This is a genomic window from Kluyvera genomosp. 3 (assembly GCF_011765685.1).
Lineage (GTDB): Bacteria > Pseudomonadota > Gammaproteobacteria > Enterobacterales > Enterobacteriaceae > Kluyvera > Kluyvera georgiana_A.
In genome coordinates this window covers 4,828,405-4,848,393 of sequence record NZ_CP050321.1, presented here as the reverse complement: position 1 = coordinate 4,848,393, position 19,989 = coordinate 4,828,405, and the positions used below count along the sequence as shown (strand labels likewise).

16 protein-coding genes and 4 tRNA genes are annotated in these 19,989 nt (G+C 56.1%); 14 read left to right on the top strand and 6 right to left on the bottom strand.

Features of this window, described 5'->3' with window-relative positions:
* Nucleotide 1 precedes the first annotated feature (1 nt).
* From wecG to GY169_RS22560, 7 genes are all read left to right on the top strand, one after another.
* Nucleotides 2-742 carry a lipopolysaccharide N-acetylmannosaminouronosyltransferase gene (gene wecG, locus GY169_RS22590; protein ID WP_167577164.1) on the top strand — a complete coding sequence of 247 codons (741 nt, stop codon included), beginning with the start codon at nt 2-4 and terminating at the stop codon, nt 740-742.
* 231 nt (nt 743-973) lie between these two features.
* Entirely contained in the window at nt 974-2,359 is a 1,386-nt protein-coding gene (thrP, locus tag GY169_RS22585; RefSeq protein ID WP_167577163.1) for a bifunctional threonine/serine APC transporter ThrP, read from the top strand.
* A 102-nt stretch (nt 2,360-2,461) separates the two neighbouring features.
* Nucleotides 2,462-2,538: transfer RNA gene (locus GY169_RS22580), tRNA-Arg, on the top strand.
* Nucleotides 2,539-2,596: 58 nt separating this feature from the next.
* Nucleotides 2,597-2,672: transfer RNA gene (locus GY169_RS22575), tRNA-His, on the top strand.
* Nucleotides 2,673-2,695: 23 nt separating this feature from the next.
* Nucleotides 2,696-2,781, top strand: a tRNA-Leu gene (locus GY169_RS22570).
* A gap of 42 nt (nt 2,782-2,823) precedes the next feature.
* A tRNA-Pro gene (locus tag GY169_RS22565) sits at nt 2,824-2,900 on the top strand.
* Between the two features lie 145 nt (nt 2,901-3,045).
* On the top strand, nt 3,046-4,281 hold the full coding sequence (locus GY169_RS22560) for an anaerobic sulfatase maturase (RefSeq protein WP_167577162.1): 1,236 nt from the start codon (nt 3,046-3,048) through the stop codon (nt 4,279-4,281).
* Nucleotides 4,282-4,326: 45 nt separating this feature from the next.
* On the opposite strand, the gene GY169_RS22555 is transcribed toward GY169_RS22560, so the two are convergent.
* From GY169_RS22555 to hemC, 5 genes are all read right to left on the bottom strand, one after another.
* Nucleotides 4,327-5,979: an arylsulfatase gene (locus tag GY169_RS22555; protein WP_167577161.1), complete on the bottom strand. Its 1,653-nt coding sequence runs from the start codon at nt 5,977-5,979 to the stop codon at nt 4,327-4,329.
* Between the two features lie 660 nt (nt 5,980-6,639).
* Entirely contained in the window at nt 6,640-7,836 is a 1,197-nt protein-coding gene (gene hemY / locus GY169_RS22550; protein WP_163448165.1) for a protoheme IX biogenesis protein HemY, read from the bottom strand.
* 3 nt (nt 7,837-7,839) lie between these two features.
* Nucleotides 7,840-9,033: a uroporphyrinogen-III C-methyltransferase gene (hemX, locus tag GY169_RS22545; protein ID WP_167577160.1), complete on the bottom strand. Its 1,194-nt coding sequence runs from the start codon at nt 9,031-9,033 to the stop codon at nt 7,840-7,842.
* A 21-nt stretch (nt 9,034-9,054) separates the two neighbouring features.
* Nucleotides 9,055-9,795, bottom strand: coding sequence for a uroporphyrinogen-III synthase (gene hemD / locus GY169_RS22540; protein WP_163448167.1), 741 nt, complete (start codon nt 9,793-9,795; stop codon nt 9,055-9,057).
* Nucleotides 9,792-10,733 carry a hydroxymethylbilane synthase gene (gene hemC, locus GY169_RS22535; RefSeq protein WP_163448168.1) on the bottom strand — a complete coding sequence of 314 codons (942 nt, stop codon included), beginning with the start codon at nt 10,731-10,733 and terminating at the stop codon, nt 9,792-9,794. The genes hemD and hemC overlap by 4 nt, the downstream gene beginning before the upstream one ends.
* A 407-nt stretch (nt 10,734-11,140) precedes the next feature.
* Between hemC and cyaA the strand changes: the two genes are divergently transcribed.
* A complete protein-coding gene (gene cyaA, locus GY169_RS22530; protein ID WP_064546437.1) occupies nt 11,141-13,687 on the top strand; it encodes a class I adenylate cyclase in 2,547 nt (848 codons plus the stop codon).
* Nucleotides 13,688-13,730: 43 nt separating this feature from the next.
* Here the strand turns inward: cyaA and cyaY are convergent, their stop codons facing one another.
* Nucleotides 13,731-14,051: an iron donor protein CyaY gene (gene cyaY / locus GY169_RS22525; RefSeq protein ID WP_163448169.1), complete on the bottom strand. Its 321-nt coding sequence runs from the start codon at nt 14,049-14,051 to the stop codon at nt 13,731-13,733.
* A 139-nt stretch (nt 14,052-14,190) separates the two neighbouring features.
* On the opposite strand from cyaY, the gene lptM reads away from it, so the two are divergent.
* The 6 genes from lptM (at nt 14,191) to uvrD (ending at nt 19,924) form a co-directional block, all read left to right on the top strand.
* The gene (lptM, locus tag GY169_RS22520; RefSeq protein ID WP_163448170.1) at nt 14,191-14,394 is read left to right on the top strand and encodes an LPS translocon maturation chaperone LptM; all 204 of its coding nucleotides are present in this window, start codon (nt 14,191-14,193) and stop codon (nt 14,392-14,394) included.
* Between the two features lie 32 nt (nt 14,395-14,426).
* On the top strand, nt 14,427-15,251 hold the full coding sequence (gene dapF, locus GY169_RS22515) for a diaminopimelate epimerase (protein ID WP_064546442.1): 825 nt from the start codon (nt 14,427-14,429) through the stop codon (nt 15,249-15,251).
* A complete protein-coding gene (locus GY169_RS22510; RefSeq protein WP_167577159.1) occupies nt 15,248-15,955 on the top strand; it encodes a DUF484 domain-containing protein in 708 nt (235 codons plus the stop codon). Before dapF ends, GY169_RS22510 begins: the two co-directional genes overlap by 4 nt.
* Nucleotides 15,952-16,857, top strand: coding sequence for a tyrosine recombinase XerC (gene xerC, locus GY169_RS22505; RefSeq protein WP_167577158.1), 906 nt, complete (start codon nt 15,952-15,954; stop codon nt 16,855-16,857). Before GY169_RS22510 ends, xerC begins: the two co-directional genes overlap by 4 nt.
* A complete protein-coding gene (yigB, locus tag GY169_RS22500; protein WP_167577157.1) occupies nt 16,857-17,573 on the top strand; it encodes a 5-amino-6-(5-phospho-D-ribitylamino)uracil phosphatase YigB in 717 nt (238 codons plus the stop codon). The genes xerC and yigB overlap by 1 nt, the downstream gene beginning before the upstream one ends.
* 188 nt (nt 17,574-17,761) lie before the next feature.
* Nucleotides 17,762-19,924 carry a DNA helicase II gene (gene uvrD / locus GY169_RS22495; protein ID WP_163448175.1) on the top strand — a complete coding sequence of 721 codons (2,163 nt, stop codon included), beginning with the start codon at nt 17,762-17,764 and terminating at the stop codon, nt 19,922-19,924.
* Nucleotides 19,925-19,989 lie beyond the last annotated feature (65 nt).

The window sequence follows — 19,989 nt, the reverse complement described above, 5'->3', positions numbered from 1 at the left end:
AATGGCTGACTTACGGACCGCGCCGACTTATACCCTACGCGGGATCAACCTCATCGGCTGGCGCAATATGCAGCACGCGCTGGACTATCTGTATGCGGGTGGCAATCTGAAGCAAGGGACTCTGGTGGCGATCAACGCCGAGAAGATGCTGACGCTGGAAGATAACGCCGAAGTGCGGGCGTTGATTAACGACGCCGAATTTAAATATGCCGACGGTATCTCGGTAGTGCGATCCGTACGTAAGAAATACCCAAATGCTGATGTGTCTCGTGTGGCGGGGGCCGACCTGTGGGAGGCGCTGATGGCGCGCGCGGGCGCGGAAGGGACACCGGTGTTTCTGGTCGGCGGTAAGCCGGAGGTGATGGCCGAAACGGCGCAAAAACTGCGTCAGCAGTGGAACGTCAATCTGGTGGGTACCCAGGATGGTTATTTCACCGCCGAGCAGCGTCCCGCGTTGTTTGCACGTATCCGCGACAGCGGGGCGAAAATCGTGACCGTAGCGATGGGCTCGCCTAAGCAGGAAATCCTGATGCGCGACTGCCGTCAGGTTTACCCTGACGCCCTCTACATGGGGGTGGGCGGCACTTACGACGTCTTTACCGGCCACGTCAAACGCGCGCCTAAGGTGTGGCAAACGCTGGGGCTGGAGTGGCTTTATCGCCTGTTTTCCCAGCCGAGCCGCATCACGCGCCAGCTGCGCCTGCTGCGCTATTTACGCTGGCATTACACCAATAACCTCTGAATATTCCGCGCATTATTCGCAATGAATCACGCATTTCCTGCGTGATTCATTCACAATCTCGATACGTTATCCCTCATTTATATTTGCCATTTGTGTGAAATTGTTAAACCATTCGCATGCCCTGACGATGTATCCGTATTTCTACGGATATGTCCACATCCGAAAGACATCTTTTTTCTATAAAAATAAAACCGGCATTGACCGGGTATATATGCAAACACAAGAGGATCTATGGCAGAGAATAAACCGGAGCTCCAGCGCGGCCTGGAAGCCCGTCATATTGAGTTGATTGCCCTTGGCGGCACCATTGGCGTCGGCCTGTTCATGGGCGCGGCAAGCACCCTGAAGTGGGCCGGCCCGTCGGTGCTGCTGGCCTACATTCTGGCCGGGGTTTTTGTTTTCTTCATTATGCGTTCGATGGGCGAAATGCTGTTTATCGAACCGGTCACTGGCTCGTTCGCCGTTTACGCGCACCGTTATATGAGCCCGTTCTTCGGCTACCTCACCGCCTGGTCATACTGGTTTATGTGGATGGCGGTCGGGATTTCGGAGATTACGGCGATAGGGGTGTACGTGCAGTTCTGGTTCCCGGAGATGGCGCAGTGGATCCCGGCGCTGATTGCCGTAGGGCTGGTGGCGCTGGCGAACCTGGCGGCGGTGCGCTTGTACGGGGAAATTGAATTCTGGTTCGCAATGATTAAGGTCACCACCATTATCGTGATGATCGTCATTGGTCTTGGCGTGATTTTCTTTGGCTTTGGCAACGGCGGCACCTCCATCGGTTTTAGCAACCTCACTGAACACGGCGGCTTCTTCGCGGGCGGCTGGAAGGGCTTCCTGACGGCATTGTGCATCGTTGTGGCTTCCTATCAGGGCGTAGAGCTTATCGGCATGACGGCCGGTGAAGCCAGGAACCCGCAGGTGACTCTGCGCAGCGCGGTAGGCAAAGTGCTGTGGCGCATCCTGATTTTCTATGTGGGCGCGATTTTCGTTATCGTCACCATCTTCCCGTGGAATGAAATTGGCACCAACGGCAGCCCGTTTGTACTGACCTTCGCCAAAATCGGTATCACCGCGGCGGCGGGCATTATCAACTTCGTGGTACTGACAGCGGCGCTGTCTGGCTGTAACAGCGGAATGTACAGCTGCGGGCGCATGCTTTACGCGCTGGCGAAAAACCGTCAGCTGCCTGCGGCGATGGGTAAAGTGAGCAAAAGCGGCGTACCGGCGGTTGGGGTGAGCGTGTCGATTGTTATTCTGCTGATTGGCTCCTGCCTGAACTACATCATTCCAAACCCGCAGCGTGTGTTCGTCTACGTCTACAGCGCCAGCGTGCTGCCGGGGATGGTGCCGTGGTTTGTTATTCTGATTAGCCAGCTGCGTTTCCGTCGCGCACATAAAGCGGCTATTGCCAGCCATCCGTTCCGCTCAATTATGTTCCCGTGGGCCAACTATTTGACCATGGCGTTCCTGATTTGTGTGCTGATCGGTATGGGCTTCAATGACGATACCCGTATGTCGCTGTTTGTGGGCGCGCTGTTTTTGGCCATCGTGACCGTGGTTTATAAGGTTTTTGGCATGGGCAAGAGCGTTGAAGTGCAAAAAGTGCAGAAATAAGCAGCAAAACGCACAAACCATGAGCAAACGATAATTTTCTTTAAAAAGGCACTAGACAGCGGGGTAGGAAGTCCGTATTATCCGACCCCGCAACGGCGCTAAGCGCCCGTAGCTCAGCTGGATAGAGCGCTGCCCTCCGGAGGCAGAGGTCTCAGGTTCGAATCCTGTCGGGCGCACCATTTACCCGGTGCTGGAGCTGCGGTGGTTTTTTTAAGACCGCGTAAAAGATTTGCAGTGGTGGCTATAGCTCAGTTGGTAGAGCCCTGGATTGTGATTCCAGTTGTCGTGGGTTCGAATCCCATTAGCCACCCCATTATTTGATAGAGTTGTGAATTTGCGAAGGTGGCGGAATTGGTAGACGCGCTAGCTTCAGGTGTTAGTGTCCTTAGGATGTGGGGGTTCGAGTCCCCCCCCTCGCACCACGACTTTAACGAATTGAACTAAAAATTCAAAAAGCAGTATTTCGGCGAGTAGCGCAGCTTGGTAGCGCAACTGGTTTGGGACCAGTGGGTCGGAGGTTCGAATCCTCTCTCGCCGACCAATTTTGAACCCCGCTTCGGCGGGGTTTTTTGTTTTCTCCGCTCCGAGCACATTTCTGAATTTCTCGCCATGCGCAAAAAACGCCCCTTTCGCTGAGGGATGCTTCACTATGATGAAGCATTCCCGTGCATAAGGATGGTGAGACGATGCCCCAACAGATCCCAATCCGCGCGTTTCACGCGATGGCCAAGCCCAGCGGCTCTGACTGCAACCTCAACTGTACCTACTGTTTTTATCTTGAGAAGCAAGCGCTTTACCCCGACGTATGCTCACGCATGAGTGACCAGACGCTGGAGGCCTACATCAAAAACTATATTGCCGCCGTTGAAGCGCAGGCTGAAGTGGCCTTTACCTGGCAGGGTGGCGAGCCGACGCTGCTGGGGCTGGACTTTTATCGTCGCGCGGTGGCGTTACAGGCTAAATACGGCGCGGGTCGACGCATCAGCAACAGTTTTCAGACCAACGGCGTGTTGCTGAATGACGAGTGGTGCCTCTTTTTCCGCGAACAGCGTTTTTTAATCGGCCTGTCTCTGGATGGTCCGGCGGAGATTCACAACGCCTATCGTCTGACAAAAGGCGGCAAGCCCACGCACAAGCTGGTGATGCGCGCGCTGGCGCTACTGCAAAAACACGGCGTTGATTACAATATTCTGGCCTGCGTGAACCGACAAAGCGCACAGCAACCGCTTAAAGTTTATGATTTTCTGTGTGAATCCGGCGTGGAATTCATCCAGTTTATCCCGGTCGTCGAGCGTCTGGCTGGCCCGCGGGAAGCCAATGTGGGGCTTTCGCTGCAGGGGCCAGGGAGTGAGCATTCAGCAGAGAGGGTCACGGCCTGGTCCGTTCGCCCGAAAGCCTACGGTGAGTTTCTTACCGCGATTTTTGACCGCTGGATCCAGCGCGACGTCGGTAAAGTGTTTGTGATGAACATTGAGTGGGCTTTTGCCAACTTTGTCGGCGCGCCCGGTGCGGTGTGTCATCATCAGCCCACCTGCGGGCGCTCGATCGTTGTTGAGCACAGCGGTGATGTTTATGCCTGTGATCACTATGTCTACCCGGAATTCCAGCTCGGCAATCTCCATCAACACAGCTTTGCGCAGATGGTTGATACCCCTGAGCAGGAACAGTTTGGGCGCGATAAATTTGCCCGCCTGCCGGTGGCCTGTAAGCAGTGTGAAGTGCTGAGGGCGTGCTGGGGCGGCTGCCCTAAGCATCGCTTTATCCCAACGGAGGGTGGTGAGCAAAACTACCTGTGTGAAGGTTTCCGCCACTACTTCCGTCATTTGCCTCCGTATCTGAAAGCGATGCGCGATCTGCTTGCCAGCGGTCGCCCGGTCAGCGACATCATGAAGGCGCAGCGGGTATTCCCATCGCACAAATAGCCAGCTCGCCGGAGATGTTTCCGGCGAGCTGGATCGGTGCGGCTGTCAGAGCTTGATTTGGACTTTTGGCGGATATTTTTTCAGGATAGCCATGTAGTCATGTACTTCGGTCTGTAGCGGCACGCCCATAGGGATGTGACGGATGCCAACAGATTCGCTTTCCTGTGGGTCGGTATACAGATTAAACATCATGCTTCCTGCCGTCTGCATCACCGCGCCGGTGAAGCCGCCCTGATAGCCGGTTTGGGTAAAGGCATACGGTTGTTGAATCAGCAGATGATATTTAAACTCATCGATACGCACGGCAGAGAGCTGGCCGTTGAGGAAGTAGTGTTCCGCCTTGCGGTTAGACTGCCCGTTGCTGCCAAGGAAGAATGAGGACTGATCGACCCCGTCAATGAAGGTGGTTTTGGGTACCAGTTTAGAGACTTCCGCTCCCGGTTTACCGGCCAACGCCAGCGCCGTTGGGAACAGATCCGCCAGATCGACGATACCGTCGGACTTACGCGGCTGGATCATCCCCTTCCAGTAAACGAAGGTGGGGACGCGGACGCCGCCTTCCCAGGTAGAGCCTTTTGCACCCCGGAACGGCGTGCGGCCATGCGGTGGGACTTCCGCTTCCGGACCGTTATCGGAGGTGAAGACGATCAGCGTATTATCCAACTGGCCATTTTTCTCCAGTGTTTTATACAGGTTGGCGAACACATCATTCATTTCAACCATGCAGTCGCTAAAGGATGTGCGCGCCGGTGAACTTCCCGCATATTTGGCGTTAGGGTAGTTGTCGAAGTGGCAGCCGCGCGTGCCGTAGTACAGGAAAAAAGGCTTATCGCTTTTCGCCATCTTGTTGAGGAAGTCTACGCCGTACTGCATCCAGCGCTGATCGAGATCCTCCATATACTTTGGCGTAATGTCAGCAATCGCTTCCTGTTTACCGCCTCGTACCGCGTGAACGTCATCTTTACTGAACGGCAGATTTTTAATGTATTCGGAGCGAGAGGGGCTTAGCGCAACCTCTGGGTTCACGTTGACGTCACGCCACTCGGTATACATATCAGAGACCGAATTAAACCCGCGGAAATCATCAAAGCCGACGTTCTGGGGCTGCGAGCCTTCATTTTCGCCCATGTGCCATTTACCGATCGCCTGAGTGACATAACCCTGATCGTGCAGCAATTGCGGCAGGGTGGTTAACCCTTCCAGCCCGCCGGGCATGCCATACATCGGGGGCATCAGAATCCCGTGGTGTACCGAGTATTGACCGGTCATGATGGTGGCGCGCGTGGGAGAGGAGCTGGGTTGCGAGTAAGCAGAAGTCAAAATTAACCCCTGACTGGCAACGGCATCGATATCCGGAGTTGGGTTGCCAACCGCGACACCGCCGCCGTTAAAGCCAACATCCATCCAACCTACGTCATCGAGAATGAAGATGATAACGTTAGGTTTTTTTCCGGTTTTTTTCTCGATGTCGGCCAGCTTTTGCTGAGCCTCTTTATTCTGTTCGGGGTGCATCATTACCGGCATCATATTATCGGCAATAGATGTCGCTTTTTTTACCAGATATTGATTAGGGTGGTCGTAACCGGAGTAACCTTGCTTAGCTGTCGCTACCGCAGGTGTATCTACCGCATTAGCAAACGCAGGAAGCGCCGTAATGATAGCTACAGCCAGCAGCTTACGTGGGAAAGATAAATCCATTATATAATCTCCAGGTAATATATTATTGATAGATACAACAGCCTTGGATAAGAAGGTTAAAACAACTATCTAATAATTATGGATAAAAGATTACAGCAACGGCTGGCGTTGCCTGTGAAGAATCGTATACCTTAATTTCTTCTGCTGTAAATATAATGACAGCGCAGGTGCGATAATGGATTAATAATCAATTGTTACTAATTTCTAAATAATTTGCCGCATGAATGAGGCCGATATTGGTATCTGGTTTTATTATTTATATATTGCCGTGGCTTATTATTATGGTTAAATAAAACGGCAAAGTGAAATGACTGCGATGGCATGTTTTTTGATGAGTTAAAAAAGACGATATTGTCTTTAACCAGACATGTCATTTCTCAAAATTTTATGACATAATGCGCCGCGTAGATGCTCATTCCATCTCTTATGTTCGCCTTGTGCCTCATAAACTCAGGAATGACGCAGAGCCATTGACGGTGCTTATCGTCCACTGACAGATGTCGCTTTTGCCTCATCAGACACCATGGACATAACGTTGAGTGAAGCACCCATTAGTTGTCGAATTAAACCTGTTTAACGCCTGCTCCCACAAAGAGCAGGCGTTTTTTTATGGGTAAAAAAGAAAAGGGGCCATTTGGCCCCTTTTTGCTAGCGCGTAGATTACGCTGGCGGGTTGTTCTGCAGCGTCAGCATCAGCCCGTCCCGGCGCATGGCAGCGGCTTCTTCCGGCTGTTTCAGGCGGTCAAGCGTGTCAGCCAACCAGGCATAGTCGAAAGCATCCGGACGCTGCTTAAGCGCGGCGCGAAACGCCAGGCTCGCTTCTTGCCACTCGCCGTGCTTCATCAGCGACTGGCCCAGCGTGCTCCACAACAGCGGGCGGTCACCCACGGTTTTGATCTGCTGGCGCAGCAGTTTTTCCATCTGCTCCGGATTATTGGTGTGCAGACGTGGAATCAACATCACCAGACGATCGTCATACTGACGCTTCAGGCCGTCGATGATGATCTGCTGTGCGGTGTCATGATCGTCACACTCAATGAGGTGATCCGCCATGGCAACCTGCAGGGCCACCTGATGACGCGTTTTACGGCTTTGATTCTTCCACCAGTCACGCAGCCCTTCGCTGCCCTGGTCGGCGCGCACCTGGTCCATCAGACCAATCCACGCCTGCTGCTCCAGCGCCGCGCGATGGGCGTCATCACCGACGTTGGCTTTCGCCATTGATGGGATGATATCGAGCAGCGAACTCCAGGCCCCGGTCTGAATATAAGCCTGCTCGGCCAGACGCAGTACTTCCGGATGGCGCGGGGCGATTTCCAGCAGCTTATCAATACCGTGGCGCGCCGCGTGGGTTTCATGACGCGCCAGCTGTAGACGGACGCGAGTGATCTCAACCGGGATCAAATCGTTACCGGCATTTTCCGCTGCACGCTGTAGGTGTTGATTGGCGCGCGCTTCGTCACCGCGCTGCTGCGCGGCTTCAGCCGCCAGCAGGTAGTTGACTACCGGCTGTTCCGCGTGATCGGCATTTTTCGACATCAGCTTTTCAACCTGCTGATAGTCGCCTTCCGCCAGTTTCAACAGCGCCTGTTCGGTCTGTTTGCGCGCGCGACGGCGTTTACGACCCACAAACCAGCCGCGGGTATGGGCGCTGGTACGGAAAATGCGGCGCAGAATCCATTCCAGCGCGAACAGGACCACCATGATCAGAATCATGATGATGACCAACCCGGTGACGCTGGTTTCAATGTTGTAATTGTCGGTCTGAATCAGCACGTACCCCTGGTGACCAGCAATCATCGGGCCGACCACCACGCCGGCAATCAGCAGTGCAAAGAGTAATAAGACTTTAAGCATCGATTACTCTCCTTGCGCCGGGGCTGGCGCAGGCTCTGCGGCGGCCGGTTGCTCTGCCGTAGGCTGAGCGGCAGCGGGCTGCGCCATCAGGTTACGCACGCGGGTCTGCATCAGTTTTTCCAGAATCGGCTGGCTTTGCAGGGTTTCCGGAACGTCCATGGCGATACTCTGCTGGCTGAGTTGATCGATGTCGTTCAGGAACGTTTTCGTGGCGGCGTCATCGGTATCATAGTAGGCACGTACCCAGGTCGAGACGTTATCCAGCGCCTGCTTGTAGGTTTCCTGCTGATGACGTGGCACTGCCTGCGAGGCGGCAAGCAGTTGAGCGCGGATGTTCTCGCGCAGGTAGATATCCTGGTTCGGCGCCAGCAGCGGAACGGCGGTCTCGTCGCGGCGGCGAATAGTAATAAAGCTGTCCATAAAGTTCTGCCAGCTTTTTTGCAAATTGACGCGCCACTCGCTGAGCGAAGCCGACAGTTCGCCATCGTCGCTGTCCATCGGCGAATCGTCAGTATTGTTGTCCGCCAGACGCAGGTTATCCACCTGATTAGCAAGCTGGTTCACCTTCAGAATGATGCCGTCGAAATCAACCTGCGACACGGCGGAAAGGCTGGCGATATCTTCGGTAATCGCCCGGCGCGCGGTAATCAGACTGGGGTCGTTCATGTCCGCGAGACTGGCATCCGCGCTTTTCAGCAGTGCGGCAGCGGTGGTTACGTCCTGATCGCTCCACAGCTTGCGCCCGGCCAGCTTCACCAGGAAATCGGACTGGGCCAGCAGCCAGGTTTTTGAATCGGTGCCGGAGATAGCAGCCACTTTTTGCTGCACTTCATCCAACTGTTTGGCCATTTCGCTCTGCTGGGCTTTCGCCGCATCAAGCTGTTCGGCCTGTTGTTTAATGGTGGTTTCCAGCGCCTCTTTCTGCGCATCCTGCGCTTTTTGCAGCGCGATGAGCTGATTGGCGAGAGTATCGCTGGTGGTGGATTGGTTGACGGCCTGCTGTTTACCCCAGCCGTACAGACCGATGCCCGCCGCCAGCGCGATGGCGATAGCAACGGCGCTTAGCACCAGACTGGTTTTCCCGCCGGTATTTTTCTTCTCAGCATTTTCTGGCTTACGGACCTCGGGTTGCGGCGTGGTGTTCACGACGTCCCCGGATTCTTCAACCACGGCGGAGTTTTCTTTTTGTTCCGTCATTATGGCTTCCAATTTTGAGAGTTATTGTAATGCGCGCAGCAGCGCATCGTTGTCTGCGCTATCGGCAACCTGAATTTCCTGCCAGCCCATCTCCCGGGCCAGTTTTGCAATGCGCTCACTCACCACCAGTAACCGACACTTGAGCAACCAGCTCTCCCGGTACCAGAGGGGAATCAGCGTCCAAAGCTGTTGCAGCATTTCGCCGCTGGTGACCACAATCGTCGAGACGCCTCGCGACTGCCAGCGCATGGCTTCTTCCGCGCCATCGTAGTGGATGGCGCTGCGCTGATAGCATTCACACAGCGTCACGTCGGCGCCACGGGCGGTAAGCGTTTCAGCGAGCAGCTCACGGCCACCGTTGCCGCGCAGAATAAGCGCCTTCTTTCCCGCAATATTTTGTAATTCAGGTAATTGTAGCAATACTTCGCTGATTTCCCGATCTAAAGGGTAGCGTACGTCGGCTCCGCTGACCTGATGCAGAGCCAGCGCCGTAGTGCGACCAATGGCAAAATAGCGGGGAGCCGTCGGCCAGCAAAGGCGCTGCTGCTGCAACTGCGATTGGGCAAAGCTCACTGCATGCTGCGACAACGCGAACGCTAAATCCCCATCGTCCAGCGCGCCAAGCGCCTGATCGAGCGTATTAAGTTCGCGACCGGGGGTGAATTCAATCAGCGGGAAACTCCAGGCTACTCGCCCCAGCGCGCGCAAACGGCTCACGAGCGCTTCACTTTGCGGGGCGGGGCGGGTAACCAGAATGGTCATACTGAGGCGTCTCCGTCGTAGACCGCGGCAAGAATTTCTCGCGCGCCGTTATCGAGCAGCTCTTCGGCCAGCGCAATGCCCATTTTCTCGGCCTCTTCCGGCTGGCCGCGACGCTCGCCGCAAACCATTTGACTGCCGTCCGGCGCGCCAACCAGCGCGCGCAGCCAGAGTTCTCCATCAATGAGTTCCGCATAGCTGCCGATAGGCACCTGACAGCCGCCTTCCAGCCGCGTGTTCATCGCCCGTTCGGCGCGCACGCGGACAGCGGTGTCGTCATGATTCAACGGCGCCAGCAGCGCACGCGTTTGTTCATCGTCGAGGCGGCACTCAATGCCGACGGCGCCCTGGCCAACGGCCGGGAGCGACTCTTCCGGCGACATCGGCTGGCGGATGCGGGCATCCAGTTCCAGACGTTTAAGGCCGGCAACGGCGAGGATGATCGCATCGTAGTCGCCGTTGTCGAGTTTGCTCAGCCGCGTGCCGACGTTGCCGCGCAGCGAACGAATCACCAGGTCCGGGCGGCGTTTGGCCAACTGACACTGGCGACGCAGACTGGAAGTGCCGACGACGCTGCCTGCCGGGAGGTCATCCATGCTGGCGTAATGGTTCGAGACGAAGGCGTCACGTGGGTCGTCGCGCTCGCAGATGGTCACCAGCCCCAGCCCTTCAGGGAATTCCACTGGCACATCTTTCATCGAATGCACGGCGATATCCGCGCGATTTTCAAGCAGTGCCAGCTCCAGTTCTTTGACAAAAAGCCCCTTGCCGCCCACTTTCGCCAGCGGCGTATCAAGGATCACATCACCGCGCGTGACCATCGGGACAAGCGTCACCGTCAGCCCAGGATGGCAGGCCTCCAGGCGTTCTTTTACATAGTGCGCTTGCCAGAGCGCGAGCGGGCTCTGACGTGTGGCAATTCTCAAAACTTTGTCTAACATGCTTGTTACCGTCATCTATCGTCCGTTGTCCATCCTAACATTGTTGCCTTAATGATGTTAGTTTTCAGGGATTCATACCCTGAACAATTCGCGATGCAGGAAACGTGCCTTCAGCCTAAACGGAGACAAGCATAAACGGGGTTGTGTTTACCGTTCATTACTGGCACTGTCTTGATCGTATGCCGGGGTTTACAGCAGCATTCAATGCTACACTTGTTGTAGTGCAACATTCTTTACGGTCAACCGGCAAGGTGTTAAATTGATCACGTTTTAAACCATTTTTTGTCCAGAATTCGATAATGACAACGGCGGACGAAAAACGGTAACGGTTCTTCTTGTTGAAATATTAAAACCTCCGTACCGCTTGAACAGGATACGTCGAGGTTTTGAACATCAGGCGATATGTCTTGTACCTCTATATTGAGACGCTAAAACAGAGACTGGATGCCATCAACCAACTGCGTGTGGATCGCGCGCTTGCAGCCATGGGCCCTGCTTTCCAGCAGGTATACAGTCTACTGCCGACATTATTACATTATCATCATCCGCTGATGCCGGGTTACCTTGACGGTAACGTTCCCAAGGGCATCTGCCTCTACACGCCTGATGAAACCCAACGCCATTACCTCGACGAACTCGAGCTGCATCGCGGCATGCCGCCGCAGAGCACTGCCAAGGGCGAACTGCCGATTACCGGCGTTTACACCATGGGCAGCACCTCGTCCGTTGGCCAGAGCTGTTCCTCCGATCTGGATATCTGGGTCTGTCACCAGTCGTGGCTCGACAATGATGAACGCCAATTGTTACAGCGCAAATGCAGCCTGCTGGAAAGCTGGGCGGCATCGCTGGGCGTGGAAGTCAGCTTCTTCCTGATCGACGAAAACCGTTTCCGTCATAACGAAAGCGGCAGCCTCGGTGGGGAAGACTGCGGTTCAACGCAGCACATTTTACTGCTCGACGAATTTTATCGTACGGCGGTGCGCCTGGCGGGCAAACGTATTCTGTGGAATATGGTGCCGTGCGAAGAAGAAGATCATTACGATGACTACGTGATGACGCTCTACGCCCAGGGCGTGCTGACGCCGAATGAATGGCTTGACCTCGGCGGATTGAGCTCGCTCTCCGCCGAAGAGTACTTTGGCGCCAGCCTGTGGCAGCTGTATAAGAGTATCGACTCGCCGTACAAAGCGGTGTTGAAAACCCTGCTGCTGGAAGCCTACTCGTGGGAGTATCCCAACACGCGCCTGCTGGCGAAGGACATTAAACAGCGCCTGCATGATGGCGAGATCGTCTCTTTCGGTCTTGATGCCTACTGCATGATGCTGGAACGCGTGACCGAATACCTGAAGGCCATCGACGACGAAACCCGTCTCGACCTTGTGCGTCGCTGCTTCTATCTGAAAGTGTGCGAAAAGCTCAGCCGTGAACGCGCTTGCGTTGGCTGGCGTCGCGAAGTGGTTGGGCAACTGGTGAAAGAGTGGGGCTGGAGTGAAGAGCGTCTGGCGATGCTCGATAACCGCGCCAACTGGAAAATCGACCAGGTCCGTGAAGCACACAACGAACTGCTCGACGCGATGATGCAGAGCTACCGCAACCTGATTCGCTTCGCCCGTCGTAACAACCTCAGCGTTTCCGCCAGCCCGCAGGATATCGGCGTGCTGACGCGTAAGCTGTACGCGGCGTTTGAAGCGCTGCCGGGCAAAGTGACGCTGGTGAACCCGCAGATCTCCCCGGACCTGTCCGAACCGAATCTGACCTTTATTTATGTTCCGCCGGGACGCGCCAACCGTACAGGTTGGTATCTTTACAACCGCGCCCCGAACATGGAATCCATCATCAGCCATCAGCCGCTGGAATATAACCGCTATCTCAACAAGCTGGTGGCCTGGGCCTGGTTTAACGGCCTGCTGACTTCACGCACGCGCCTGTTTATTAAGGGCAATGGCATTGTCGACCTGGCGAAACTGCAGGAGATGGTTGCTGACGTATCGCACCACTTCCCGCTGCGCCTGCCTGCGCCAACGCCGAAAGCATTGTACAGCCCGTGTGAAATTCGCCATCTGGCGATTATCGTCAACCTCGAATACGACCCGACGGCGGCCTTCCGCAATCAGGTGGTGCACTTTGATTTCCGTAAGCTGGATACTTTCAGCTTCGGTGAAGACCAAAAATGCCTGGTTGGCAGCGTTGACCTGCTTTATCGCAACTCGTGGAACGAAGTGCGTACGCTGCACTTCAACGGCGAGCAGGCGATGATTGAAGCGCTGAAAACCATCCTCGGTAAAATGCACCAGGACGCCGCGCCGCCGGACAGCGTCGAAGTGTTCTGCTACAGCCAGCACCTGCGCGGCTTGATTCGTACCCGCGTGCAGCAGCTGGTTTCCGAGTGTATTGAACTGCGCCTTTCCAGTACCCGTCAGGAAACCGGTCGCTTCAAAGCGCTGCGTGTCTCCGGGCAAACCTGGGGCCTGTTCTTTGAGCGTCTGAACGTGTCGGTACAGAAGCTGGAAAACGCCATCGAGTTTTACGGCGCGATTTCGCATAACAAGCTGCATGGTCTGTCGGTGCAGGTTGAGACCAACCATGTGGAATTGCCGCCGGTGGTCGATGGTTTTGCCAGCGAAGGGATTATCCAGTTCTTCTTCGAGGAGTCGGGGGAAGATCAGGGCTTTAATATCTATATTCTTGACGAGAGTAACCGCGCAGAGGTGTATCACCACTGTGAAGGCAGCAAAGAAGAGCTGGTGCGCGACGTCAGCCGCTTCTATTCCTCGTCGCACGATCGCTTTACCTACGGCTCAAGCTTTATCAACTTCAACCTGCCGCAGTTCTATCAGATTGTGAAGGTTGACGGCCGTGCGCAGGTGATTCCGTTCCGCAGCCAGGCGATTGTGCCGCCGCCGTCGAATCACGACAACAATAACGCGCCGCTGTTACAGCAGTACTTCTCTTAACTATGATGCCGGATGGCGGTTTCGCCTTATCCGGCAATCAGTCTTAGCGGAAGCTTACTTCCTCACCCGCCTGCTGCGTCGCCGCCTGTTCCAACAGATCCCAGAACGTTTCGCCGCTGCGATCGCAAACCCACTCGTCGCCTTTCAGGTCAAAGTGATAGCCGCCCTGTTTGGTCGCCAGCCACACCTGGTGCAACGGCTCCTGACGGTTAATAATGATTTTACTGCCGTTTTCAAAGCTGATGGTCAACACGCCGCCGTTGATTTCACAGTCGATATCGCTGTCGCCATCCCAGTCGTCCAGACGTTCTTCGATGGCTAACCACAGAGTGTCGGCAAGGCGATGAAATTCACTGTCGTTCATTGTTTTATCCCGCTATTTAGTGATAGCGGCAGTATAGCGTGAAACAAATCACGTTGCAGTCAGGCGCTTAACGCTTGCTTTTGCGCCTTCTCCTGCGATGATAGAAAATAGAAAGCATTGAACTACAGGCATCTTAAGAATGAATAAGATTTTTCGACCGCTGGCTTTGTTACTTGCACTGTTTAGCCTTGCAGGCTGCGGCCTGAAGGGCCCGCTCTATTTCCCTCCGGCTGATAAGACGGCGGCACCGCCGACCAAACCCGTGACGCCGCCTGTGCAGAGCGCATCGCCGGACCGTAACGATCGTGGCGACGACGGCGGCCCGACGCAGGTTAACTACTGATTCCGTTCTGTACCGCGCAACTGGAGTAGATAATGCAGTTCTCTAAAATGCATGGCCTCGGCAACGATTTTATGGTCGTCGACGCGGTAACGCAGAATGTGTTTTTTTCGCCTGAGCTGATCCGCCGACTGGCGGACCGGCATCTGGGCGTGGGTTTTGATCAACTTCTGGTTGTCGAGCCGCCTTACGATCCGGACCTTGATTTCCACTACCGCATTTTCAACGCCGACGGCAGCGAAGTTTCTCAGTGCGGCAACGGCGCGCGCTGCTTTGCCCGCTTTGTGCGCCTGAAAGGCCTGACCAATAAACGTGATATTCGCGTCAGTACGGCTAACGGCCGTATGGTATTAAGCGTCACGGAAGATGACCTGGTACGCGTCAATATGGGGGAGCCGAACTTTGAGCCCTCGCAGGTCCCGTTCCGCGCCAACAAAGCGGAAAAGACCTATATTATGCGTGCGGCCGAGCAGACAGTATTGTGCGGTGTGGTTTCAATGGGGAACCCGCACTGCGTGATTCAGGTCGACGACGTCGATACGGCGGCCGTTGAAACGCTGGGCCCGGTGATGGAAAGCCATGAACGTTTTCCAGAACGCGCTAACATTGGTTTTATGCAGGTCGTGAAACGCGATCACATCCGCCTGCGCGTTTACGAACGCGGCGCGGGTGAGACGCAGGCCTGTGGAAGCGGTGCGTGTGCGGCGGTTGCTGTCGGTATTCAGCAGGGGTTGCTGGCGGAAGAAGTGCGCGTGGAATTGCCGGGCGGGCGTCTTGATATCGCCTGGAAAGGCCCGGGCCAACCGTTGTTTATGACTGGCCCGGCGGCACATGTCTATGACGGATTTATTCATCTATGAAACAGGTTGGGGAAGAACAGCAGGACGCCATCACCGCGCTGAATGACGGCGCGGTGGTAGACTATCTGTTGCAACATCCTGAATTCTTTATTCGTAATGCCGCTGCCGTTGAGCAGATGCGCGTCCCGCACCCGGTGCGGGGCATGGTCTCGCTGGTCGAGTGGCATATGGCGCGCTCGCGCAACTATATCGCGATGCTCGAAGAGAATATGAGCCAGCTGATGGAGCAGGCTACGGCCAACGAAGGGCTGTTCTATCGCTTGTTGCATCTGCAAAACCGGCTGGCGTGTGCCGAAAGCCTCGACGATCTGCTGCTGCGTTTTCACCGCTGGGCTCGTGAGCTGGGGCTGGCGGGGGCGTCGATACGTCTGTTCTCCGACCGCTGGCGGCTTGGCGCTCCCTCTAAACACACCGACCTGGTGCTCTCTCGTCAGGCGTTCGAGCCGCTGCGTATCCAACGCTTAGGCCAGTCAAACCACTATCTGGGCACCCTCAATGGTCCGGAACTGCTGCTGGTATTGCCGGAGGCGAAAGCAGTAGGCTCGGTAGCCATGTCGATGATGGGCAGCGATGGCGACCTCGGGGTGATTCTCTTCAGCAGTCGTGACCCGCATCACTATCAGCCTGGACAGGGAACGCAGCTGTTGCAGGAGATCGCCTTGATGCTGCCCGGCCTGTTGGAACGATGGATTGAACGCGAATGACCGGCGATATCGCATTGGGGCAAGACGTTACCCGTTTCCTGCGCTATCTCGGCGTTGAGCGGCAGCTAAGCCCCATTACCCTCCTGAACTATCAGCGTCAGCTTGATGCCATTATTGAACTGGCCGAAGGTATGGGCCTGCAGAATTGGCAACAATGTGATGCTGCGATGGTGCGTAGCTTCGCCACCCGCAGCCGTCGTAAGGGGCTGGGAGCGGCAAGCCTGGCGTTGCGCCTGTCAGCCTTACGCAGCTTCTTTGACTGGATGGTCAGCCAGGGCGTGCTACCGGCTAACCCGGCGAAAGGTATTGCCGCGCCAAAAGCGCCGCGCCACCTGCCGAAAAATATCGACGTCGACGACGTTAACCGCCTGCTGGATATTGACCTTAACGACCCGCTGGCGGTGCGCGACCGCGCGATGCTGGAAGTGATGTACGGCGCGGGTCTGCGTCTGTCCGAGCTGGTCAATCTGGATATCAAACATCTGGATCTCGACACCGGCGAAGTCTGGGTCATGGGCAAGGGCAGCAAAGAGCGCCGGTTGCCGATTGGCCGCAACGCTGTCGCGTGGATCGAACATTGGCTCGACCTGCGCGGGCTGTTTGGCGGTGACGAAGACGCGCTGTTTCTCTCAAAGCTCGGCAAGCGTATTTCGGCCCGTAACGTGCAAAAACGCTTTGCCGAATGGGGGGTGAAGCAGGGGCTGAACAGCCACGTCCATCCCCATAAACTGCGCCATTCGTTCGCCACTCATATGCTTGAGTCGAGCGGCGATCTGCGCGGTGTGCAGGAACTGTTGGGGCACGCCAACCTCTCGACCACCCAAATCTATACCCATCTTGATTTTCAACACCTTGCTTCGGTGTACGATGCGGCGCATCCGCGCGCCAAACGGGAGAAATAATGCGTTTTTATCGACCACTGGGCACGATTGCCGCGTTGACCTTTGACCTTGACGATACCCTTTACGATAACCGCCCGGTGATTGACCGCACGATGCAGGAGTCGCTGAATTTTGTGCGCGGCTATCACCCGGCGCTGGCCAATTTTGACGCCCACACGCTTCAACAGTGGCGCGATGCGTTGCTGAAGACCGAGCCGGAGATTTACCACGACGTCACCGAATGGCGCTGGCGCGCGCTGGAGTCCGGTATGCGGCAGTTGGGGTTAACGGCCCAGGAAGCGAAAGCCGGTGCCGATGCGGCGATGGCCAACTTCGCCCACTGGCGTAGCCGGGTTGACGTACCGCAGGAAACCCACGATACCCTGAAAAAGCTGGGCGAAAAGTGGCCGCTGGTGGCGATTACCAACGGTAACGCACAGCCAGAACTATTTGGTCTGAGCGGCTATTTTGAGTTTGTGCTCCGCGCCGGGCCGGACGGGCGCTCTAAGCCGTTTGCCGATATGTATCACCTGGCGGCAGAAAAGCTCAACGTACCGCTCGGCGAGATTTTGCACGTGGGTGATGACCTGACCACCGATGTCGCGGGCGCCGTGCGCTGCGGGATGCAGGCCTGCTGGATCAAGCCGGAAAACGCCGATCTGATGCAGACCGCCGACAGCCGTTTGTTGCCGCACATTGAGATTTCCCGGTTGGCATCTCTGACCTCGCTGATATAATCGTCATAACTCTGTATAAATTCCCAGGGGCTCATACACGTCGCACTTCAAGTTGCAGATGCGTTGGCTGCACTCGTTCACCCCAGTCACGTACTGAAGTACGCTCCTGGGGATGAACTCCCTTGCCGCCTTCCTGCAACTCGAATTGCTTAGTGTATTACTGAGCCCTGTTGATTCCGGCGGTGCCAATGGACGTTTCTTACCTGCTCGACAGCCTCAACGATAAACAGCGCGAAGCCGTCGCGGCGGAGCGGACCAACATGCTGGTGCTCGCCGGGGCAGGCAGCGGCAAGACGCGCGTGCTGGTGCACCGCATCGCCTGGCTGCAAAGCGTCGAGAACTGTTCGCCGTACTCGATTATGGCGGTGACCTTCACCAACAAAGCGGCGGCGGAGATGCGCCACCGTATTGCCGAACTGATGGGCACCTCGCAGGGCGGCATGTGGGTCGGCACCTTCCACGGGCTGGCGCACCGTCTGCTGCGTGCGCATCACCTGGACGCCGGGTTGCCGCAGGATTTCCAGATTCTCGATAGCGAAGATCAGCTGCGCCTGCTCAAACGCCTGATTAAGGCGATGAACCTTGATGAAAAACAGTGGCCTCCGCGCCAGGCGATGTGGTTTATCAACAGCCAGAAAGACGAAGGGCTGCGTCCACACCATCTGCAAAGCTACGGCAACCCGGTCGAACAGACCTGGCAGAAGGTCTATCAGGCCTATCAGGAAGCGTGCGACCGCGCGGGGCTGGTGGATTTCGCTGAACTGCTGCTGCGCGCCCACGAGCTGTGGCTCAATAAGCCGCACATCCTCCAGCACTACCGCGAACGCTTCACCAATATCCTGGTGGACGAATTCCAGGATACCAACAACATTCAGTACGCCTGGATCCGCCTGCTGGCGGGCGACACCGGCAAGGTCATGATCGTTGGCGACGATGACCAGTCGATCTACGGCTGGCGTGGGGCGCAGGTGGAGAACATCCAGCGCTTCCTGAACGATTTCCCCGGTGCCGAAACCATCCGTCTGGAGCAGAACTACCGTTCAACCAGCAATATCCTCAGCGCGGCGAACGCCCTGATTGAAAACAACAACGGGCGTCTGGGCAAAAAGCTGTGGACCGATGGCGCCGACGGCGAGCCGATCTCGCTCTACTGTGCGTTCAACGAACTCGACGAAGCCCGCTTCGTGGTCAACCGTATTAAAACCTGGCAGGACAACGGCGGCGCGCTGGATCAGTGTGCCATTCTCTATCGCAGCAACGCCCAGTCGCGTGTGCTGGAAGAGGCCTTGTTGCAAGCCAGCATGCCGTACCGCATTTATGGCGGGATGCGCTTCTTCGAACGTCAGGAAATCAAAGATGCGCTCTCGTACCTGCGCCTGATTGCCAACCGCAATGATGACGCGGCATTTGAGCGTGTGGTGAATACGCCAACCCGCGGCATTGGCGACCGTACGCTGGACGTGGTGCGCCAGACCTCGCGCGATCGCCAACTGACCTTGTGGCAGGCCTGCCGCGAGCTGCTGCAAGAAAAAGCGCTGGCAGGTCGCGCTGCGAGCGCTTTACAGCGCTTTATGGAGCTGATTGACGCGCTGGCGCAGGAAACGGCCGATATGCCGCTGCACGTGCAGACCGATCGGGTGGTCAAAGATTCCGGCCTGCGCATGATGTACGAGCAGGAAAAAGGCGAAAAGGGCCAGACGCGTATCGAAAACCTGGATGAACTGGTGACGGCAACGCGCCAGTTCAGCTACAACGAAGAAGACGAAGATTTAATGCCGCTGCAGGCGTTTTTGTCTCATGCGGCGCTGGAAGCCGGGGAAGGTCAGGCCGATACCTGGCAGGATGCGGTACAGCTGATGACCCTGCACTCGGCCAAAGGTCTGGAGTTCCCGCAGGTGTTTATCGTCGGGATGGAAGAGGGGATGTTCCCAAGCCAGATGTCGCTGGATGAAGGCGGCCGTCTGGAAGAAGAGCGCCGCTTGGCCTACGTTGGCGTCACCCGCGCGATGCAGAAGCTGACGCTAACCTATGCCGAAACCCGCCGTCTGTATGGTAAAGAGGTTTATCATCGCCCGTCGCGTTTCATCGGCGAACTGCCGGAAGCCTGCGTGGAAGAGGTGCGTCTGCGCGCGACTGTCAGCCGTCCGGTGAGCCATCAGCGGATGGGGACGCCGATGGCTGAAAATGATACCGGCTACAAGCTCGGCCAGCGCGTGCGCCACGCCAAGTTTGGCGAGGGCACCATCGTCAACCTGGAAGGCAGCGGTGAACACAGCCGTTTGCAGGTCGCGTTCCAGGGGCAGGGAATTAAATGGCTGGTGGCGGCCTACGCCAGGCTGGAAACAGTATAACTTTCAGAAAAATATCATTATTTTGTAACGATCTGCTAGCCTTACGGAAGAGAAGGTAATTAATC